Source organism: Leifsonia sp. Root1293, assembly GCF_001425325.1.
GTDB lineage: Bacteria > Actinomycetota > Actinomycetes > Actinomycetales > Microbacteriaceae > Orlajensenia.
On sequence record NZ_LMEH01000001.1, the window covers coordinates 1,603,779 to 1,624,225 of the forward strand.

At 68.8% G+C, this 20,447-nt stretch carries 19 protein-coding genes; 9 read left to right on the forward strand and 10 right to left on the reverse strand.

The annotated features are described in order from the left end of the window. Positions 1-15: 15 nt before the first annotated feature. On the forward strand, positions 16-228 hold the full coding sequence (locus ASC59_RS07505; protein WP_055820295.1) for a three-helix bundle dimerization domain-containing protein: 213 nt from the start codon (positions 16-18) through the stop codon (positions 226-228). 9 nt (positions 229-237) lie between these two features. Further along, positions 238-1,002 (forward strand): 4'-phosphopantetheinyl transferase family protein, encoded by a 765-nt coding sequence (locus ASC59_RS07510; RefSeq protein ID WP_055820297.1) that lies wholly within the window; start codon positions 238-240, stop codon positions 1,000-1,002. Here ASC59_RS07510 and ASC59_RS07515 read toward each other — a convergent pair. From ASC59_RS07515 to ASC59_RS07525, 3 genes are all read right to left on the reverse strand, one after another. Beyond that, entirely contained in the window at positions 944-2,275 is a 1,332-nt protein-coding gene (locus tag ASC59_RS07515; RefSeq protein ID WP_055820300.1) for a M1 family metallopeptidase, read from the reverse strand. The genes ASC59_RS07510 and ASC59_RS07515 overlap by 59 nt on opposite strands. Then, positions 2,275-6,258: a Pls/PosA family non-ribosomal peptide synthetase gene (locus ASC59_RS07520; protein ID WP_055820303.1), complete on the reverse strand. Its 3,984-nt coding sequence runs from the start codon at positions 6,256-6,258 to the stop codon at positions 2,275-2,277. Before ASC59_RS07520 ends, ASC59_RS07515 begins: the two co-directional genes overlap by 1 nt. Before the next feature lie 79 nt (positions 6,259-6,337). Further along, positions 6,338-6,931 carry a hypothetical protein gene (locus ASC59_RS07525; RefSeq protein ID WP_157487952.1) on the reverse strand — a complete coding sequence of 198 codons (594 nt, stop codon included), beginning with the start codon at positions 6,929-6,931 and terminating at the stop codon, positions 6,338-6,340. Between the two features lie 271 nt (positions 6,932-7,202). Between ASC59_RS07525 and ASC59_RS07530 the strand changes: the two genes are divergently transcribed. The 3 genes from ASC59_RS07530 (at position 7,203) to ASC59_RS17195 (ending at position 8,141) form a co-directional block, all read left to right on the forward strand. Next, positions 7,203-7,670, forward strand: a complete 468-nt coding sequence (locus tag ASC59_RS07530; protein WP_055820308.1) for a DUF805 domain-containing protein — start codon at positions 7,203-7,205, stop codon at positions 7,668-7,670. A 130-nt stretch (positions 7,671-7,800) separates the two neighbouring features. Next, positions 7,801-7,968, forward strand: a complete 168-nt coding sequence (locus ASC59_RS07535; RefSeq protein WP_157487953.1) for a hypothetical protein — start codon at positions 7,801-7,803, stop codon at positions 7,966-7,968. Between the two features lie 5 nt (positions 7,969-7,973). Beyond that, positions 7,974-8,141 carry a hypothetical protein gene (locus ASC59_RS17195; protein WP_157487954.1) on the forward strand — a complete coding sequence of 56 codons (168 nt, stop codon included), beginning with the start codon at positions 7,974-7,976 and terminating at the stop codon, positions 8,139-8,141. 40 nt (positions 8,142-8,181) lie between these two features. Here the strand turns inward: ASC59_RS17195 and ASC59_RS07540 are convergent, their stop codons facing one another. From ASC59_RS07540 to ASC59_RS07555, 4 genes are all read right to left on the reverse strand, one after another. Next, entirely contained in the window at positions 8,182-10,182 is a 2,001-nt protein-coding gene (locus tag ASC59_RS07540; RefSeq protein WP_055820315.1) for a glycoside hydrolase family 127 protein, read from the reverse strand. Next, a complete protein-coding gene (locus tag ASC59_RS07545) occupies positions 10,179-11,084 on the reverse strand; it encodes a carbohydrate ABC transporter permease (RefSeq protein WP_082513465.1) in 906 nt (301 codons plus the stop codon). The genes ASC59_RS07540 and ASC59_RS07545 overlap by 4 nt, the downstream gene beginning before the upstream one ends. Before the next feature lie 3 nt (positions 11,085-11,087). Beyond that, entirely contained in the window at positions 11,088-12,008 is a 921-nt protein-coding gene (locus tag ASC59_RS07550; protein ID WP_055820317.1) for a carbohydrate ABC transporter permease, read from the reverse strand. Between the two features lie 81 nt (positions 12,009-12,089). Next, entirely contained in the window at positions 12,090-13,382 is a 1,293-nt protein-coding gene (locus ASC59_RS07555; protein WP_055820321.1) for an ABC transporter substrate-binding protein, read from the reverse strand. Between the two features lie 196 nt (positions 13,383-13,578). Between ASC59_RS07555 and ASC59_RS07560 the strand changes: the two genes are divergently transcribed. Next, on the forward strand, positions 13,579-14,640 hold the full coding sequence (locus ASC59_RS07560; RefSeq protein ID WP_235492615.1) for a LacI family DNA-binding transcriptional regulator: 1,062 nt from the start codon (positions 13,579-13,581) through the stop codon (positions 14,638-14,640). 49 nt (positions 14,641-14,689) lie between these two features. On the opposite strand, the gene ASC59_RS07565 is transcribed toward ASC59_RS07560, so the two are convergent. Beyond that, positions 14,690-14,995, reverse strand: coding sequence for a Dabb family protein (locus ASC59_RS07565; protein ID WP_055820327.1), 306 nt, complete (start codon positions 14,993-14,995; stop codon positions 14,690-14,692). Positions 14,996-15,042: 47 nt separating this feature from the next. Between ASC59_RS07565 and ASC59_RS07570 the strand changes: the two genes are divergently transcribed. Together ASC59_RS07570 and ASC59_RS07575 are read left to right on the forward strand one after the other, a co-directional pair. Further along, on the forward strand, positions 15,043-15,639 hold the full coding sequence (locus ASC59_RS07570; protein WP_055820329.1) for a hypothetical protein: 597 nt from the start codon (positions 15,043-15,045) through the stop codon (positions 15,637-15,639). Between the two features lie 45 nt (positions 15,640-15,684). Beyond that, on the forward strand, positions 15,685-16,257 hold the full coding sequence (locus ASC59_RS07575; RefSeq protein ID WP_055820332.1) for a YdeI/OmpD-associated family protein: 573 nt from the start codon (positions 15,685-15,687) through the stop codon (positions 16,255-16,257). Positions 16,258-16,298: 41 nt separating this feature from the next. On the opposite strand, the gene ASC59_RS07580 is transcribed toward ASC59_RS07575, so the two are convergent. After that, on the reverse strand, positions 16,299-17,771 hold the full coding sequence (locus tag ASC59_RS07580; protein ID WP_082513466.1) for an HNH endonuclease signature motif containing protein: 1,473 nt from the start codon (positions 17,769-17,771) through the stop codon (positions 16,299-16,301). 497 nt (positions 17,772-18,268) lie between these two features. Between ASC59_RS07580 and ASC59_RS07585 the strand changes: the two genes are divergently transcribed. Continuing rightward, positions 18,269-19,555, forward strand: a complete 1,287-nt coding sequence (locus ASC59_RS07585) for a DUF1214 domain-containing protein (protein WP_162243177.1) — start codon at positions 18,269-18,271, stop codon at positions 19,553-19,555. 15 nt (positions 19,556-19,570) lie between these two features. Here the strand turns inward: ASC59_RS07585 and ASC59_RS07590 are convergent, their stop codons facing one another. Continuing rightward, on the reverse strand, positions 19,571-20,350 hold the full coding sequence (locus ASC59_RS07590; RefSeq protein WP_055820341.1) for an IclR family transcriptional regulator: 780 nt from the start codon (positions 20,348-20,350) through the stop codon (positions 19,571-19,573). Between the last annotated feature and the right edge of the window lie 97 nt (positions 20,351-20,447).

Sequence of the window (20,447 nt, forward strand, 5' to 3'; positions counted from 1 at the left end):
CTGGACACTCGAGACATGAAGACCCCCAATGAGGATGAGGCCGTCGCGGAGATCGTGTCCCGGCTGTCGACTCGGTTCCCGGATGCTCCCCGCGCCGACGTCGAGGCCGTGGTCGACAGCGAGCATCATGCCTACGACGGTCGGCCGGTGCGGGCCTACGTTCCGGTCCTCGTCGAGCGGGGGGCCAAGCAGAAGCTCCGCGCCCAGTCCTCGCACGAGGACGCGTAGGGCGCTCAGGTGACCCGCGCCATCGTGCGCTGGGAGGCGTCGACACTGAGCGACGAGCGGCGACTCCGCATCCTCGAGCTCGTCAGCGAGCAGGAACGCGCCCGATGGGAGACCGAGCCGACGGAGCAGCGACGCGACGGCTTCCTCGTCGGGCGGATGCTCCTCCGCGAGCTGAGCGCCGAGCTCTGCGGGCTGCCGCTCGAGGCGATCTCGGTGCGGGCGGAGTGTCCGAGCTGCGGCGGAGAACACGGGATCCCTCGGATCGACATTCCCGGCGCGGAAGCACCGCATGCCAGTCTGTCGCGCACGGTCGATCTGGTCGTGGCCGCCGTCCTGCCCGCGACTGCCGGCTCGTCGGTCGGCGTGGATGTGGAGACCATCGCCGGCTCTCCTGAGCGGCTGCGGGCCATCGATGAGCTGGTTCCGCGACGGTCGGGCACGCGGCGACCAGGCTTGCGGCGACCAAGCGCGGCGGTCTCCACCCTGCGCCGCTGGACCCGCGTCGAGGCCGTGCTGAAGGCAGACGGACGCGGTCTGCTCGTCGACCCTGCAGCCGTGACGGTGAGGCGAGCAGCCGGCAGGCTGACGGCATCCGTCGCCGGAAGCGCGACGAACTACACCGTCCTCGACCGGAGCATCACCGTTGGCGGCCGCCGGCGTGCCGTCGTGAGCCTCGCCGTCGGCAGGGCCGTCGCCGAGGCCGGCGGCATGGCGGTCAGCGACCCGAGAGTGACGGCAGAGCCGGGAGTTCGCGCTCGTACAGCCAGGCCGTGAACAGCGTTCCGAGCACCAGGCCGGTCCGGGCTTCGGCGAGCGCGACGAACTCCGCGGTCGACGCAGTGCCGTGACGCTTGAGATCGGCCCAGGCCCGCAGTACCCCGAAGAACGCGGCATCACCCGCCGTCAGACGCAGGGCGTGCAGAGTGAGCGCTCCGCGCTTGTAGACGCGGTCGTCGAACATGTGCGCAGCACCGGGGTCTCCGACGACGAGGTCGGACGGCAGATGGGAGAGCTCCACCCGGTGCTGACGGGCGAGGGCGTCGGCGCCGATCGAGCCCGAGGCCTCCGACCAGATCCACTCGGCGTAGCAGGCGAAGCCCTCGTTGAGCCAGATGTCCCTCCACGCGCCCAGCCCGACGCTGTTGCCGAACCACTGGTGCGCGAGCTCGTGCGCGACGAGCCGCTCCGATCCGCCACGTCCGTCGGCGTGATTCGACCCGAACACGGCGAGCCCCTGCGCCTCCAGCGGGATCTCCAGCACATCGGCGGTCACCACGACGCCGTAGGACTCCATCGGGTAGGGCCCGAAGGCCTGCTCGAAGACGGAGAACATCCTGGGGACATCGGCGAAGTCCGCCAGGACCGCCCGCTCGATCGCCGGCGGGAAGTAGAGCGTTCCTGCCGTGCCGCCCAACGCCAGGTCCGTGGCAGCGTAGCGACCGATCTGAACCGTCGCGAGATAGCTGGCCGTCGGCTCACGCTGCTCGTACGTCCACTGGCCGCGGCCGGCAACCACGCGGAAACTCGTGAGCGTCCCGTTGCAGACGACCCGGTACGCCGCCTCGGTCTCGAAACGGATGCGATAGGTCGCCTTGTCCGACGGATGATCGTTGCACGGGAACCACGTCGGAGCACCCGAGGGCTGGGACGCGACGAGGAGCCCGTCGTCGAGTTCCTCCCAGCCGAGGGTCCCCCACCGCGTGCGGCGGGGCTTCGGAGCACCCGCGTACTCGACCGACACGGCGAACCGCTCCCCGTCGATCAGCGGGAGCGCCGGTGTGATCCGCAGCTTCGTCGCGGTCTGCCGGAACTCCACCCTCAGTCCGTTGACGCTCACCCGTGATGCCCGCAGGCCCACGAGGTCGAGGCTGAAGCGGCTGAGCTCCTGAGTGGCGACGGCTGAGACGACAGCCGTGGCGGTGAGCCGATTCGTGGTGATGCGGTACCTGAGGTCGAGGTCGTAGCTGAGCGTGCTGTATCCGCCATTGCCGCTGGCGGGCAGGTAGGAGTCTCCGGCGGTCTCGGCGCCGACTCCGGCGGCCGCCATCACCGCACCCGCACGTGGTAGTCCGCTGTCGTGACGACGCGCCACGGTCCGATCGGGTTGCCGCTCCACCGACTGCCCACCGGAACCTCCTCACCGCGCATCACGAGCGAGGCCGGCCCCACCGTGGCGTGCGCCCCGATGCGGGCGGCGGGAAGGATGACGCTGTGCGGCCCGAGGGTCGCTCCAGCATCGAGAGTGACGACATCCATGCTCATGATTCGATCATGGAACAGGTGCGTCTGCACGACGCAGCCGCGATTCACTGTCGACCCGTCCCCGAGTCGAACGAGGTCCGCCTCGGGCAACCAGTAGCTGTCGCACCAGACGCCGCGACCGATCGACGCCCCGAGGGTGCGCATCCAGACGGCGAGCGCCGGCGTACCGGCCGCCGTCTGGGCGAACCAGGGTGCCGCCACCATCTCGACGAAGGTGTCCGAGACCTCGGTACGCCAGACGAAACTCGACCAGAGCGGATGCTCCCCCACCCTGATGCGGCCGACGAACACCCATTTCGCGAGCGAGGTGAGGGCTGCGGCGACCCCGCCGGCTCCGAGCATCACGACCCCGCTCAGCAGGACGGTGACGATCGGGCCGGTCGATTCGACGAGCGCGGCGAGCGCGAAGAATACACCGAGGCCGATGCCGCAGGTGACGAAGACGGGCAGGATGCGACAGAGCTCCCACAGGGTGCGCGCGACCCGGAGGCCGGGGGTCGGGTTGTAGGTGCGGGTCTCGTCTCCCGCCACGTTCGCCCGCCGCAGGCGCACAGGAGGAGATCCGAGCCAGGACGATCCGGCCTTGGACTTGGCCGGCGCCACCGAGAGCACGGCCACGAGCGAGTCCTTGGCCACCCGGTGCCCCGGGGCGGCCATGCCCGAGTTGCCCAGGAAGGCGCGCTTCCCGATGCGCGCGGGGCCGACGACCATCCAGCCGTCCTGCAGCTCGTAGGAGGCGACCATGGTGTCGTCCGCGAGGAAGGCGTGGTCGTCGATGGTGGTCATCGACGGAATGAGCAGCACCGTCGACGCCTCGACTCCCCGGCCGACCGTGGCCCCCAGCATCCGGAGCCAGACGGGGGTGAACAGGCTGGAGTACAGCGGGAACAGCACGGTACGGGAGGCGTCGAGGAGGCGCTCGGTGCTCCACGCCTGCCAGCCGATGCGGCTGCGCACGGGATGGCGCCCGGCGTCGAGCCGGATGGCGAGAAGCCTCACCAGGATCACGACGAGGCCGGCGAAGACGACGCCGGTGACCAGCGTCGCCGGCACGAGCCAGACGGCCGCGGCCAGCGCGGCATCCGCCAGGTCGTCGGATCCACGCATCCCGGCGGCGATGACGACACCACCCGCCCCGAACGCGATGATCGGCAGCAGCGAGAGCACGAGCGATGCGGCGGCGTACGCCCACAGCCACCGCGTGCGGCGGGCGGGCTCCGGCCGGTCGCGCCGCGCGGGGGCGGGTCCGATGCGTTCGGCAGGAGACCCGGCCCAGCGCTGACCCGACGGCACCCGACCGAAGACGGCCGAGCCCGGGGCGATCTCGGCGTACTTCCCGATGCGCGCGCCGGGCAGCAACGTGCTGCGGGCTCCGATCGTGCTGTGGGCGCCGATGCGCATGCGTCCGATGCGCACAACGTCGCCGTCGATCCAGTACCCGGCGAGGTCGACCTCGGGCTCGACGGCGGCGCCCTCTCCGATCGTCAGCATGCCGGTGACGGGTGGCATCGTGTGCAGGTCGACGTTGGGGCCGATCTTCGCGCCCAGGGCACGCGCGTAGTAGCTGACCCAGGGTGCACCGGCCAGTCCGACGGCGCCGATCTGGTGGGCGATCTGGTCGGCCAGCCACATGCGCATGTGCACGGAGCCGCCGCGGGCGTAGTCGCCGGGCTCGACGCCGGAGAGGAGCATCCGTGCGCCGAGTACGGCGATGGCCATGCGCCCGAACGGGGTGACGAAGACGAGGATGCCGACGACGAGCAGCCAGAGCGGCACGACGGGCAGGAACGCGAAGTCGTCGCTGACCCAGGTCAGGATCTGCGTGGCGGAGAGCAGGTAGAGCAGCCAGCGCACCCCGCTCAGGATGAACAGCGGAATGCCGACGAGGGTCTGCAGCCACTGCGTCGACCGCGGCGTCGGGGCCGACTCTCGGAACCCTGTGGTGACAGTGTCGGTCTGGGCGCGCACCCGGGTGTCCAGCTCAGCCGCCATGGCACCGAGCCGCGGGTAGTCGTAGATGTCGGCCACAGTGAACTCTGGGTCCCGCTCACGGATGCGGCTGACGAGCTGGGCAGCCGACAGGGATCCGCCGCCCAGGTCGAAGAAGCTGGCATCGGAACCGGATGCGGGAACTCCCAGCACCGCCAGCCAGTGAGCCGCGAGCCACTGCGTCGTCGAGTCGCCGTCGACGTCGTCCGTCGCGTCGGTGCTGAGCGGCCAGGGCAGCGCGGCCTTGTCGACCTTGCCCGACGTGCGGGTCGGCAGTTCGTCGACGATGGCGAGGAGCGGGACGATGGCGGCGGGCAGCTCCTCGGCGAGGCGGGCGCGAGCGGCCCCCTGGTCGAAGGACGCGCGGTCGGCGACGGAGATGTAGCCGACGAGTATCTGGTTGCCTGCTGCGGTGCGACGCACGGCCACCGCGGCTCCGGTGACGCCGGGGAGCGCCTGGACGGCCGCCTCGACCTCGCCGAGTTCGATGCGCCGGCCACCCACCTTGACCTGGTCGTCGGCGCGGCCCTGGAAGACGAGTCCGCGACGATCGAACTGCACGAGGTCGCCACTGCGGTAGGCGCGGTGCCAGCCGAGGCTCGGCAGCGGTGCGTACTTCTCCGCATCCTTCGCCGCATCGAGGTAGCGCGCGAGTCCGACGCCTCCGATGATGAGCTCGCCGACCCCGCCGTCGGCGACGGGGACGCCATCGGCATCCACCACCGCGAGCGCCCATCCGTCGAGTGGCAGGCCGATACGCACCGGCACCGAGCCGTCGAGGAGTGCTGCGCAGGCGACGACCGTCGCCTCCGTCGGCCCGTAGGTGTTCCAGACCTCACGCTCGGGGGATGCCAGGCGCTCGGCGAGTTCTGGCGGGCACGCCTCTCCGCCGAAGATGAGAAGACGCACGTTCTCGAGGGACTCGACGGGCCAGAGGGCTGCGAGCGTTGGCACGGTCGAGACGACCGAGATGCCGTGGGTGACGAGCCAGGGCCCGAGGTCCATGCCGGACCGCACTAGAGAGCGCGGAGCAGGAACCAGGCACGCGCCGTAGCGCCAGGCGAGCCACATCTCCTCGCACGAGGCGTCGAAGGCCACGGAGAGGCCGGCGAGCACCCTGTCGCCCGGACCGAGCGGGGAGCCCTGGAGGAAGAGCCGGGCCTCGGCATCGACGAAGGCGGCCGCGGATCGATGGGTGACGGCGACGCCCTTCGGTGTGCCCGTCGAGCCCGAGGTGAAGATGATCCAGGCGTCGTCGTCGACGGTCGGAGACGTGAGCAGAGGGGCGGCGTGCGTGCTCGGGTGTGCGCTGGCTCCGTCGAAGAGCGGAACGGCCGGCGCGGACTCGGCATCAGCGGTGGCATCCGTCGCGGGAACGGGCCGCTCCGTGGCGACGAATCCCCCGGCTCCGGAGATCACGCCGACCACCTGCGCCTCGCCGAAGACGAGGTCGGCCCGTTCCTGCGGATCGTCGGCGTCGACCGGAACGTAGGCTGCGCCGGCCGCGAGAACGCTGAGGATGGCGATGTAGAGCTCACGCGCACCCGATTGCATGCGGATGCCGACCCTGTCTCCACGGCGCACGCCGGCCTCGTGCAGGCGAGCGGCCGATTGCACGACGGCGGCCATGATCTGCCGGTAGCTCACGGCACCGAGGGCGTCCTCGATGGCCGAGGAGTCAGGATGCTCCGCGGTCGTCTGGCGGAGCACGTCGAGCAGTGTGCGCGGCGCCGGCGCGTCAGCGGCGCGATCGAGGAGTCCTGCGAGGGGTGCTGTCACGGTCTCACTCCAACTCGCATCGAATCAGGGTCGCGCGCCAGTTCAGCACGGCTGCCCACGGCCGATCGTATGACCGGCGTCAGTCTGCGAGGGAAGCTATGAGTTGCGCCTTGGTGAACTTTCCGTAACCGGTGATCCCCTTCTCCCGAGCTCGGCCCCGGAGCTGAATGACGGTGAGCCCACTGAGGTCGCCGCGCTCGGCCGCCTCGTCGGTGAGGGCGCTGGCACGTGTCGATGTCGGAGTGCTCACGTCCGCTGGAGCCGCCTCTGTTGCAGCGGGCACGATCACGACATCGGTCTCGGGCGGCACCGAGGCCTTCGCGGGCCCGGTCGCCTTCGCTCGGACCGGCTTCGCGGACACAGGCGCGATCTTCTTCTGCGGCGCCGGCTTGACGGGGGCGATCTTCGCCCGCTTCACGGGGGCGATCTGCGCAGGCTTCACGGGTGCAGGCTTGACCGGTGCGATCTTCTTCGCCAGCGCATCCTTCTTCGCGCGCTTGGCCGCGTCCTTCTCGATCTTCGCGGCGAGGACCTTCAGCTCCGACTCGACCTTGGCAGCGCGCCGCTTCGCCTTCGCCCCGGCCTTCTTGGCCGTGCGCCTGGCGTCCGCGACAGCGTCCTTCGCCTTCTCCAGCGCTTTCGCCGCTGCCTTCTCGACCTTGTTCTTCGCCATGCGATCACTCCCATCGTCGGTGGTGCGCGACCAGTCTGGCACTCCCGGGTGAACGCCGCCGCCCGGCACCGACATCAACTCGCGATCGGCGACGGCGGGGCGACGCGAACGAGAACCGCTGATCAGTGCGACAGCCCGCGGAGGCCGGCCCCGTGTGAACTCGCGTTGCGCGCCTCCCCACGTGAGGCACGCTCATCTGCCACTCTCGGTTCTGCCGCACGCAGAGCGCGGCGATCCACCCACCTGATCCTTCCCTCTTGGAGACCAACCGATGACCACAGCTCCGTCCGCTCCCGCCACTCCTCTCGACGCTCCGCTCTACGGAGCCAGCTTCGGCCAGGCCGTCTCCCGGTTCTGGTCGAAGTACGCCACCTTCTCGGGTCGCGCCAGCCGCAGCGAGTTCTGGTGGTCGTACCTCTTCCTCGTCATCGTCAGCACGGTTCTGTACGTGCTGTTCATCGTCGGCGCCGTCAGTGGCGGCTCGACGACGGATGCCGCGACCGGCCTCACGACCCCCAACATGTCTCCCTTCGGCGTCATCATGTCGATCGTCTACGCCGTGTGGGGCCTCGCTGTCCTCATCCCGACTCTCGCGATCAGCTGGCGTCGTCTGCACGACACCAACCGATCCGGTGGATTCTGGTTCCTCGGCCTGATCCCGTTCGTCGGCAGCATCATCGTGCTGGTCTTCCTCATCCTCGACTCCGACCCGGCCGGAGCACGCTTCGACCGCCGCTAGTCAGCCACCGCGGTCGACCGACGACCGTTCTGCGGCATCAGCTGCCCGAAGCCCCCGATCTCGCGGTCGGGGGCTTCGTCGTTGCTCGACGAGCGCAGCAGTGCCGGGCAGCCGCGGCTACCCTGAACAGGTGGAGTACGTCATCGAATTCGACACCAAGCCCCAGCTCGTCGGCACCTTCCATTCGCAGGCAGAGGCCGAGGTCGCTGCCGAACGGATCGCCGAGCACCGCGGCGTCTCGTCGTGGCGGGTGCGCCAGGTCTACAACGGCGCGATGGCCCTCGCCGAGCTGCGCTGAGTCGCGTGGAGATCGACGAGGGCGATGAGCCGCGGTTCGTCAGCCCCGAGCCCTGCCCGCAGTGCGGTGACGCCATGGACGGCGGCGTGATCGGCGGGGACGACATCGGCATGCTCATCTCCCTGCGCTGCCTCGGCTGCGGCTACACGGCGCTGGTGGACCCCTTCGTGTGAACGGGCTGCGGCGTCATGGACGATCGCCGCAGCCCGAGCTTCAGAGCGCGTGGTGCACAGGCAGCCAGACGCGCATCGTGGACGGACCCCGCTCTGCCCAGCGGTGGTACGGCACGAGATTCACCGTGAGCGGAGCCGGAGCCGGAGCCGGAGCCGGAGCGGGAGCCTCGGTCGACCTTGCGGAATCCGTCGCCGAATAGGGCCAGCCATCGTCATCCGCCGCGTCCGCCGATTCTGCGCGGAGGACCACCGCGACGCCCGAGTCGTCGTCGATGGGCTGCATCGACCTCTCGACCCGGAGCTCGCTGAACGCATCGGGGCCGGCCGGGAGATCGCTGGACTCGAGGCAGTAGACGATCGGGCCGCGCTCCACGGCGACGCTGTCGCGGATCGCGTCGATGCGCGGGTCCGGCACGGAGAAGCGCGCGCGCATCGGGAGGTCGAGCTCGAGCACATCCCCCGCACGGAACGCCCGGCGCACCGACACGTAGCCCGGTTCGGCATCGATCGACTCGACCGAGCCGTCGACACCGCGCAGAGTCAGGCTCGCGGATGCCGCCCACCCCGGCACGCGCAGAGAGATGGTGATCGGATCCGCCACGTCGTCGACGACAGTCACGGCGATCGCGCCATCGGCCGGGTAGCGCGTCGCGACGTCCACGGCGATGTCGCGCCCGCCGGCCAGTTGCGTGCGGATGGACGCCGTCGCGTACTGGTGCAGTTGCAGGCCATCGTCATCCGTCGTGGCGATGTACCCGGCGAGGCTCGCGAACGTGCGGGCGACGTTGGGCGGACAGCAGGAGACCTCGAACCACGGCGCGCGCAGCGATGACGAGGCCCGAGGCGACATGACATCAGGCGACGACGGCTGCCCCGGCGTCCTCTGGTGCAGGGTGTTCGCATAGAAGAACGCCGTACCCTCCCGGGAGGGCGAGGTCGCCACGACGTTGAAGAGCGTGCGCTCGATGAGGTCGGCGTAGCGGGCGTCTGCCGCGCCTCCCGTTCCCGCGGCCAGCAGCAACCGCCAGCTGAACATGATCGAGGCGATGCCGGCGCACGTCTCGGAGTACGCGCGATCCGGCGGCAGCTCCCAGTCATCGCCGAACGCCTCGTCCTGGTGGTGGGAGCCCTGCCCTCCGGTGACGTAGGTGCGCCGCGCCACGGTGCGGTCCCATTGGCGCCTGAGCGCGCCGAGCAATTCGGCGTCGCCGCTCTCGACGGCGACGTCCGCAGCGCCGGCCGCCAGGTAGTTGGCGCGGACGGCGTGCCCGGTGAGGGCGTCGGCCCGGCGCACGGGAACGTGGTCCTGGAAGTAGGACCGCCCCCACTCGATGTCGGCCAGGGTGCCGTGGCCGCGTCGGTCGACGAACAGGGCCGCCTGCGCGAGGTAGCGCCGCTCCCCCGTGAGTCGTCCGAGTTCTGCCAGCCCCACCTCGACCTCGGCGTGACCGCACACCGACTGGATGCCGTCGTCTCCGAAGACGGAGCACACCAGGTCTGCCGCGCGAGTCGCCACTGGGAGCAGGCCGTCATCGGAACCGGGCGAGGTGCGCTCACGCGCAACGGCGGCCTGGAAGAGATGCCCCAGGCAGTACAGCTCGTGGCCCCACTCGAGGTCGGACCAGCGGGCACCCTGACCGGAGCGGCCGAAGTTGGTGTTCAGGTAGCCGTCGGCCTCCTGTGCTGCGGCGACGCGGTCGACGACGGCACGGAAACGGGCCTCGAGGGCGGCATCCTGGCCTCGTCGACCGATCTCCCATGCGAGCGCCTCGAGGTACTTGTACACCTCGGAATCGGAGAACTCCCGGCCTCGGCGGCCACTTGGCAGGGCTCCGGATGCAGCCAGGTCGAAGTTGCCGAGCCACCCGTCCTTCTCCAGCCAGTGCTCGATGTGCGCCAGCGTCGCCGAGCCGTTGACGCTCTGTCGTTCGGCCCAGAATCCGTCGGTGATGTGCACTTCGTCGACGCCCAGTGGGCGCAGTGCTCCCGTGGTCGGGACGACGGGGGCGGCGGGAAAGCGTGTTGTGGTGGTCATGGTCATCCCTTGAAGGCGCCGGACATGAATCCGCGCACGTAGTGGCGTTGAAGAATGAGGAACAGCAGGATGCAGGGCAGGGCGAGGACGACGACACCGGCCTCGGTCGCCCCGTAGTCGACGACGCCCTGCACCTGGCCGCGCAGGTTGGAGATGGCCAGCGGCAGCGTCATGCGCGCGGAGTCGTTGATGAGGATGAGCGGGGCCATGAAGTCGTTCCATGCAGCCAGGAAGGCGAACAGCCCGACGGTGATGAGGCCCGGCTTCACGGCGGGAACGAGCACGCGCCACAGCACGGTCCACGAGGTGCATCCGTCGACCATGGCCGCCTCGTCGAGCTCGCGTGGAATGGACTCGAACGAGATCCGCATCATGAAGGTGGAGAACGGCAACTGGAACATGGTGAGCACCAGCGCCACCCCCACCAGCGAGTTCGAGAGCCCCACCATGTTCAGCAGCACGTACAGAGGGATGAGCAGGGTGGCGTAGGGCACCATCAGGATCGCGATCGTCGCGAGGAAGAGGGTGTTCTTGCCCCGAAACTCGAAGCGTGCGAAGGCGTACCCGCCGAGCAGCGAGATCACGAGGGTGAGCACGACGGTGAGCAGCGAGACGAACACCGAGTTGAGGATGTACTGTCCGATGCCGTCCTGGTAGTTGGCGAGGGTGATGTAGTTGCCGGGGCCCCAGCCGTCGGTCTGGTTCGTACCGGCTCGAGGAGCCACGGAGGAGATCGCCGTCCAGACCAACGGGTAGAGGAAGATGATGGCGATCGCCGCGGTGAAGACCCAGAACGGCATCTGCAGGGCGATGCCGGCGACCGAGTAGCGACGGCGATGCTGGCGGGGTGCGACCGAGGCGACGGATGACGTCTCCGTGCGCGGTGGTCGTGCGAGGGTGTCGGTCATGGCTCAGTCCTCCACTTTCCGGCTGAAGCCGCGGATCTGCACGATGTTGATGACGACGAGGGCTGCCAGCACGATGACCGAGAGCGCGCCGGCAACGCCGAGGTCGTTCTGCCCTTGGAAGGCCATGCTGTAGATCAACTGCACGACGGTGATGGTGCTGTTGTCGGGGCCGCCCTTGGTGAGGATGTAGAACTGCTCGAAGGCGAGCAGGGAGCCCGTCACGCAGAGCACCGTCGTGAGCGCGAGCGTCGGCTTGAGCAACGGGATCGTGACGTGACGGAACGTCTGCCACCGCGACGACCCATCAATCCGCGCGGCCTCGTAGACCTCGTCGGGGATGCCCTGCAGTCCCACGAGCATGAGCAGCATGTAGAAGCCCGCGTAGCGCCAGACGATGAGGAACAGCGTCGACCAGAGGGCGGCATCCGGGGTTCCCAGGAAGGTGAAGCCCCAGGCCTGCGTGAGCTGGGCGAACGGCCCGGCGATCGGCGAGTAGAGCACGTAGAACAGAAGCGAAGCCGATGCCAGCCCCAGGGCGCTCGGGATGAGGAAGGACGCACGCAGGAAGCCCTTCCAGCGACTCGACTCCTGCACGAGCAACGCGAGCCCCAGCCCGAGCCCGATCAGCAGGATGGTCGCGAGCACCGTGTACTTGAGCGTGAACAGCACGGAGTCGAGGAAGAACCTGTTGCTGATGGCGCTCGCGTAGTTCTCGGGGAAGTTCCACCCCTGGTCTCCGCCGAGCAGCGGCCACTCGGATGCCGACATCTTGAACACCAGCAGCAGCGGCAGGATGAACAGGAACAGCACGAACAGGGCGGTCGGCAGGGCGTACAGCCAGCCGACGCCGGCACGGCCCGATGTACGCCGACGACGCCGATGAGGCGCCATCTCGGCTGGGATGAGGGGAGCTGTGACGCTCATGGAGGTGCCTTTCGATGCTGTGCTGTCAGGGCGGGAGTCGGGTGCGCCGGCCGATGGTCGACCGGCGCACCCCTCCGTCTGCTACTGGGAGAGCACGTCCGTGATCGCGTCGTTGTCGGCGTCCACGGTGTCCGTGCCATCGAGCACGGCGTTCCGCACCAGGGTCAGCCACGGGCTGGTGGGCGAATTGAACGCCTCCTGGAAGTTCAGCGAGACCGGGGTGTCACCCTCGCCGGCGACCTCGTTGATCGTGATGAGGCGCGGGTCCTTCTCGGAGTACTCGTTCGTCGCGAGGTCGGAACGCGAGACCACGTCGTTGTCCTTCGCCAGCACGCCGACCTGGGCCTCCTCCGACATCATCCAGTTGAGGAAGTTCCAGGCCTGGGCGGCCTTCTTCGAGTCCTTCGACACGCCGATGCCGTCACCACCCACGAAGGTCGATCCGCCGCCCTTAGGGCTGGGGATGCCGGAGACGCCGACGTCGAACGGCGTCGACGACAGCAGCGTCGCCGGGTAGGGCATCAGCCCGACCTTGCCCTCGGTGAAGCCGGCGGTCCAGGTGGGCCCCGCCTCGTCCTTCGACGACGGCAGCACGGCGCCGGACTTCCACAGGTCGGCCCAGGTGCTGTAGATCTCCTTCGCGGTGTCGCTCGCGAGCAGGGACTCGGTGCCCTCCTCGTTCATGACCTGCTCGTCGGCCGCCCACACGCTCGGGAACCAGGTGAAGACGAGGCATCCGCCGCAGTTCAGGCCGGTGGCCGTTCCGTAGGTGTCCGGCTTGTTCAGACCCTGGATCGCCTTGGCCCATTCCGCGAACTCGGCGAGGTCGGCCGGACCGGCATCGGCATCGAGACCGGCCTCGGTGGCGAGCTCCTTGTTCCAGAACAGCATCGACAGGTCGAGCACGAACGGGAGCACGTGCTCCTTGCCATCGGCGGTTCCGGCAGCGAGGTGGCCCTTGTTGATCGAGTCCTTGAAGTCGAGGCCGTCGATGTTCGCGGTGAGGTCCTGGAACAGGCCCTGCTTCACCCAGTTGGGAACGTAGACGATGTCGGCAGCGAACAGGTCGGGAAGGCTGTTGGAGCCGGCTGCCGCTCCCACCTTGGCGACGTAGTCGTCGTTGGGGACCACGGTGAGCTTGACCTGGTTGTCGTGGCTGGCGTTGTACGCGTCGACCAGCAGGTTCGCCTGCTTCTCGAGCGGAGCGCGCGTCCACAGGGTGAGCGACGTGCCGTCGTCGACCCCGTCGGGCCCGGCGCTCGCGGCTGTGGTTCCGGGATCCGAGCTGGAACAGGCGGCGAGGCCGGCCAGCAGGATGCCGGCGGTGACCAGGGCTCCGACCCTGCGCATCCGTCGGTTCATGGTGCGTGTCATGGAAGTACTCCTTCGAACTCGTCATTGAGTGGGCCGGGTGGGGGCCCGATGCTGCGCGGCGGCGTAATGCCGAAATATCCGAAATGCTTTTCGGTACGGTATCGCGGGCCAATCCCGCCCGTCAATAGCGACATCCTGTAACGTTTACGAAACGCGAAGGGAGCAGTGCATGGTCGAGCGGGAAGCAGGTGCATCCATGGGACGTGCGGCGACCCTCAGCGATGTCGCGAAGCTCGCCGGCGTCTCGATCGCCACGGCGTCGAAGGCCATCAACGGTCGAGACCAAGTCGCTCCGGCCACCCGTGAGCGCGTCATGGCGGCGGCCGAGAAGATCTCCTTCACGCCCAACGAACTCGCGCGTGGCCTCATCAACGGACGCACGGGCACGGTGGGCTTGCTCACCAGCGACCTCGAGGGTCGCTTCGTCATCCCCATCCTCATGGGAGCGGAAGACGCGTTCGGCGCCGGCCAGGTGAACGTCTTCCTGTGCGACGCGCGTGGCGACGCCATCCGCGAGCAGCACCACCTGAAGGCCCTGCTCACCCGCCGGGTGGACGGCATCATCGTCGTGGGCCGCCAGACCGACCCCCGACCATCACTCGGTCACGACATCCCCGTTCCGGTGGTCTACGCGTATGCGCCGTCCGACGATCCGACCGACATCTCCCTCACGCCGGACAACCGCGCCGGCGGGCGACTGGCCGTGGAGCACCTGCTCTCCTGCGGTCGCCGGCGCATCGCGCTGATCTCGGGTGACCCGTCGTTCGCAGCGGCTCAGGACCGGTCCGTCGGGGTGATCGAGGCGTTGACCGCTGCCGGCCTGGAGCTCGTCGGCTCCCCCATGTACTCCGACTGGTCCGAGCACTGGGGACGCGACGCGTCGGCCATGCTGCTCCGTCAGTTCCCCGACGTCGACGGCATCGTCTGCGGCTCCGACCAGATCGCCCGAGGCGCGCTCGACACTCTCCGCGACCTCGGTCGCGATGTTCCCGGGGACGTCGCGGTCATCGGCTACGACAACTGGGAGATCCTCGCGACCAACGCGCGACCCGGCCTCACCACGATCGACGCGAACCTCCAGCAGTTGGGACGCGCGGCAGCGACGCGCATCTTCGATGCTCTCGACAGCACCGGCGCCGGTGCGGGCGGGGCCGGGGCCGGCGGGGCCAGCGGCGTTGACGGCACGCAGCTCTCAGGAGGCACCGAGTACCTCCCGGTGCGCCTGGTCATCCGCGGGTCGACGATCCCGCGCCGATGAACCGGTGGCGCGGCCTCTGAGATGTCAGCCGCCGCACGCCGCCAGGAGGCTAGGCGTCGTGCTCGAACGGAACGAGGTCGAGCTCCTGGAAGTCGGCCACCTCGGGCACCCAGCGGGTCTGCACGAACTCCACGTGCGACGGATGCCCGTTGTACGCGGCATACGCGGCGTCATCCGGGAACTCCATCGAGAACTGGAACGCGTGCGAACTCTTCTCGCTGACCTGACGCGAGATGCGGAAGTTCCGCACGCCGGGAATGGACGGGAGGATGGCGGCTGCATCCGCCAGGAAGGCACGTTCCTCCGACGAATCGTGCGGGTGCTGCAGGGCGAAGCTCACTGTGTGCTGGATCACCGCTCCACCGTAGCGCTGACGACTCCGCAGTCGTAGAGTTCCGCGACATGGACGACCACGAGATCAGGCCATTGACCGCGGAGACCTGGGACGCCTTCGCCGACCTGGCGGAGCGCCACAACGGGGTGTGGGGCGGATGCTGGTGCACGTGGTTCCACCCCGCCTGCGAGGAGAGGGGCAAGACCGCCGAGGGCAACCGCGCCTACAAGGAGCGCCTCGTGCGCGAAGGCCGTGCCCATGCCGCGCTGGTGTTCGACGGCGACACCGCGATCGCCTGGGCCGAGTACGGCACGCCCGATGAACTGCCGGTCATCCACCACCAGAAGCAGTACCTTGCGACACTCGACCGCCTGCCGGACTTCAGGATCACGTGCCTGTTCGTGGACAAGCACCATCGTCGAGAAGGGGTCGCCGAACTCGCCGTGCGCGGTGCGGTCGAGCTGATCGCTCAGGCCGGCGGCGGCATCGTCGAGGGCTACCCGCACGAGGTGCCGCCGGGCAAGAAGGTGTCGGCGTCATTCCTCTACAACGCCACTCGCACCCTCTACGAGCGAGTGGGCTTCACCTTCGTGCGGCCCAAGGGGCAGGGCAACACCGTGATGCGGATGGAGGTTCCCGATTCGCGTGGTGGCACGCGTGCTTGACACGCGGGCTCCCCGGCGTCGCAGGGGCGCGCTAGCGTCGTACCCATGGTGAGCTTTGCCGACAAGCCGATCCTCGACGTGAGCATCGAGGAGTGGGAGGCGTACCTCTCGGGAACGCCCGACGACGGTGGCGTGCGCCTGAAGCTCCGCAAGAAGAGCTCGTCGGCTCCGGGCATCACCTGGTCGGAAGCCCTCGACGTCGCCCTCTGCTACGGCTGGATCGACGGGCAGGCGGGCCGCTTCGATGACGACTACACCCTGCAGGCCTTCACTCCCCGCCGTAAGAACAGCCCGTGGTCGCAGATCAACCGCGAGCACGTCGCCCGCCTGATCGACGAGGGCCGCATGCGGCCGGGCGGCATCGCGGAGATCGAACGTGCGAAAGGCGACGGCCGCTGGGATGCCGCCTACCGCCAGAAGGACGCGGTCGCACCGCCCGACCTGCAGATCGCACTCGAGTCCAGCCCGGCGGCTGCCGCCTTCTTCGAGAGTCTCACCAAGGTCGATCGGTTCCGGGTGTACTTCCGCATCGGCAACATCAAGACGCCGGCTGTGCGGGCGGCCCGCATCCGCGACATCATCGAGAAGGCGGAACGCGGCGAGCAGCACTATCGCTGACGCGCGGGTCCACCAGGACCGCTGTTCGTGCTGATCGCGCATCACCGTTGATCGTGCATCCGCTGTCGAAGGGCGTGCGCCTGTCGCACCCGGCCTCGTCGGGCGGGTCGCCACTCGGGCGGACCGAGTTCGGGCGGCGGCATGATCTCGGGGCTGCCGTCGACCATGCGCACCCGCCACCCGCCGCGGGTCTCGATGGTGCGGTGATGGAACCAGCACAGGAGCACCCCGTTGTCGACGTGAGTTCGTCTTTCGACCGACCACGGGACGACATGGTGCGCCTCGGTCTCGACGGCGGGTCGCGCGCAGATCACGCATCCGCCGTCACGGGCATCCAGCGCCCGGCGTTGGGCCCGGTTGAAGCACCGTTCGGTCGTGCCGAGGGCCAGGACCCTGCCATTCGCAGCGAGGTCGACGGCCTGGATGCCGTTGGCGCAGCACGCCTGCCGCACGGCCGCCATGCTGATCGGGACCTCGAGACCGTCGACGTGCCCGACTCCGTGCCCGGACCCATGGTCTTCGGCGGAGACGGTGACGACCATCGTCGGAGACGCCCCTCCCAGCGTGGGCAGTTCGCCAGACCGGCCGGCGATGTCGAACACCGTGATCAAGGCGTCATGCATGCGCTGGCTGCGGCTTCGCGGGTCTTTCCGTTGCGCGGGCTCGAGGCCGCTCTGCTGTTCCTGCTCGGCACGCTGCTGCTCCAGAGCCGCCAGCTCATGCTCGGGCATGAACCGCTCGGACTGGCGCGGGTTGGTCATGGCGGTGAAGACCGCCTGCATGCTCGCGGCGAGTTCGGGAACGGCCAGCCCACTGAACGGGATCATGCCATTGGGGGCCGGCTTGAACCAGAACCCGCGTGACGCGAACTGCTTCTCCGTCGGCTCGGCGCCGTCGGGATTCAGGAATTCCGCCCACACCTGGGCTTCGTCGCGGGTGCAGGACGGCGTCACGGGCGGTAGGGCCGGAACGCCGGCTTCGGCGGCCGCTCCGATGGCGGAACACACGAGCTCATGCTCAGCCGGAACGAATCTGGAGTACGTGTCGGTCGGCGCGCCGGCCTTGGCCGCGCTGAGTACTCGGGTGATGACCTGTGCAGAATCGATGCCCAGCCGCCCGGTCGCCAGCCCAGCCCGCACCGCATCGAACTCGGCCGGAAGTTCGTCTCCCGTCATGGTGATGGCCGGCCGGGTCTGGGACCCCAGTCGCAGCCTCGCCCGGGCTGCGGGCGTACTGATGCGGATCATCTGCTCCATGAGTTCCGCCGCGGTCTGGAACCCCATCCGCTTCGCCAACGATTCCGAACCCAGGATCGTGCGGGATCGATGCGCGAGCTCGCCCGCCGCGATGACCCGCACGGCATCGAGCGCCCGACCGGCGTCTTCGGTCGCTGCCGTGAACGCCAGCATGTCGCGATCGCTCAGTGCGGGCACGACTGCGGCATCAGCGGCCTCTGCCAGGAGCGCGCGCGTCGCTGCGACTGCCTCCCGCATCCGCTGGCCGAGTGATTCCATACCTTCACGCTAGGGGTACCCACCGACATTGGGGTTGTGACGAATAGGCATCTGATCGGCATTTTGTCATCAACAACCTGTGGATTCGATCGCGTGAGGGCGCGCTTGTGGAGGAGGACCGTCGGGAGTGATTTCGATACGCCTGCTCGCTGCGCTCGCGGGCTACTCAATCAGCGGAGGCGAGCGGGCTACTCAATCAGCGGGGTGCTTGTTGAGTTCTCGCGGGCCACTCGATCAGCGGAGGGCTCACGGGCGCCGCGGAAGCCCGGGGTCGCCTGCCATTCGACCTGCCGAGCAGCATGGCCGCCGTGGAGGCCAGCCGGGAGGACGTCCCCTTCGACACGAAGGATCCGCTGTTCAGGTTCGGCCACGAGCTGAGCATCTGACACCTCGACAGTGGAGACGGTGCAGCCGTGCGAGCGCGAGGCGCCTCCCTCGCACGGCTGACGGCGCCTATCGTTGAAGGCACTCGCACCGTCGAACGTCGAATGAGGATCATGAGCCAGATCACCGCACCCAGCCCCGACGACGTCACGCAGGCATGGGTGTACCTTCTCGGCCGGTACCTGGTGATGCGTCAGGAGAGAATCGACCTGGCCGAGGACGGTGTCGACTACAACGTCATCAAGCACAACCCGGCTGTCGTCGTCGGCTCCTCGGCCGGGACGGCCCCCACCTTCGTGAACCCGAACCTGGATGTCGTGTACTCGGAGGCCTGGATAGCGGTGGATGCGGCCACGCCGGCCATTCTGGAGATCCCGGCCGTACCCGCCGACCGGTACTACACGGTGCAGATCGTGGACGAGTGGGCCGAGATCACCCACAACATCAATGAGCGCAACTTCCCCGACGCCCCCTACGGTCGTTACGCGATCTGCCTCGAGGGCACCGAACCTGACATTCCCGACGGCTGCCTGCGCATCGACATCCCCTCCTCGAAGGCCAAGATGCTCGCCAGGGTGCAGATCGGCGACGATGTCGACGCTGCTGTGGATCTGCAGCACCGGTTCACGCTGTCGTCGCTCGGCTCACCGACACTGACAGCCCCGACCGACCTGCCCGACTTCGACAACGCCCACCTGCCCGGCGCGTGGATGTTCACCGAGCCCTACGTCGCGGCCGCGCTCGCCCCCGTCGACGCCTGCGGCAGGGCTGGAGAACTGCAACCGCTCGTGTCCGGCATCGCGGCCTACATCGGCTCGGATTCCAGCCGGAAAGCGGAGGTCGATGAGACCATCGCGTCCGTCGCGATCCCCGCGTTCGTGCACTTCGTGACCCATTTCGGCAACGTCACCAACGGGTGGTCCTCCACGGCGGCGTACCCGAAGTTCGGTGACGACTTCTGGTTCCGGGCCACGGCCAACTTCGGCGGCATCTGGTGGAACTCGTCGAACGAGGCCGTCTACGAACTGCTCCATGTCGACGCCCAGGATCAGCCGACGACCGGCGACAGGTCGTACCGGATGACATTCGCCGCCGACGCCTTGCCTGGCGACGTGGTCGATGGTTTCTGGTCGCTCACCGTCTACGGGAAGCCCGATTACATGCTCGTCCCGAACGCCGCAGGCCGGTTCACGGTGGGGTCGGAGCACCCGCTGGCGGCATCCGCCGACGGTTCGATCGAGCTCGTGTTCTCGCCCGAGCTTCCCGACGGCGTTCGCGAGAGCAACTGGCTTCCCACGCCGGCCGGAAAGCCGTTCACAGCGGACCTGCGGCTCTACCTCCCCCACGAGTCCGTTCGGTCGGGCGAGTGGACCCCACCGGCACTCCACCCGATCAGCTGACGGCCCGCGGGCCGATCACTCTCCGTGGTTCGCCAGCCTGCGCGACACCCTATGGGCCTCGAGCAGCAGTGCCCTGCCCAGTTCCTTCTGCCGCTCCGGCTTGAACCGGCTCTCGATCCCGGTGAGCGTGAGTGCCCACATCGGGCGATTCGCTCGGTCGAAGATCGCGGCCGCCATGCCCCAACTGCCCTCGACGATGCGTCCTGGGTTGACGACGTAGCCGACCTCCTGCGCATCGGCGATCGTCGCTCGGATGCCGGCGAGGGTCTGGTTCACACCGTGGCGGTTGCCGCTGAGATCGAGCCTGGCGAGATGCTCCTCCTGCTCCGCCTCATCGAGGTGGGCGAGGATCGCGAGCCCTGCCGAGCCGATCCCCAGCGGGAACCGCGTGCCCTCGGCGAGCACGAACGACCGGATGGGGAAGCTCCCCTCCTCACGCAGCAGGCAGATGGTCTCGTCGCGCCGGCGCATCGAGAGGAACGCCGACTCCCCGGTGGATGCGGCCAGCCGCACGAGCGACGGATGCGCGATCTCCTCGATCGGGAAGCGGCTCGCAGCGGCCGACCCCATCACGTACATCTCGGCGCCGAGGAACCAACGTCCGCTCGACTCGTCCTGGTCGAGCAGCCCCTCGGCCGCGAGGGAGTTGAGCAGCCGATGCACGGTGGGCTTCGTCAGCCCCGTCGCTGCGACGAGGTCGTTCAGCCGAACGCCGTCCGCGCGCGCACTGGTGACCTCGCGGAGGAGCGTTCCCACGCGCTGCACCACCTGGGTGCCCGCGGGCGGTTGCGGCATCCGACGTTCCATAGTGTGAAACTTTCTCTCCGGAATTCCACATGCTAGTCCACATGTTGATCGGCGCCGGATGCCGTCCTAGGGTCGGAACGACGCC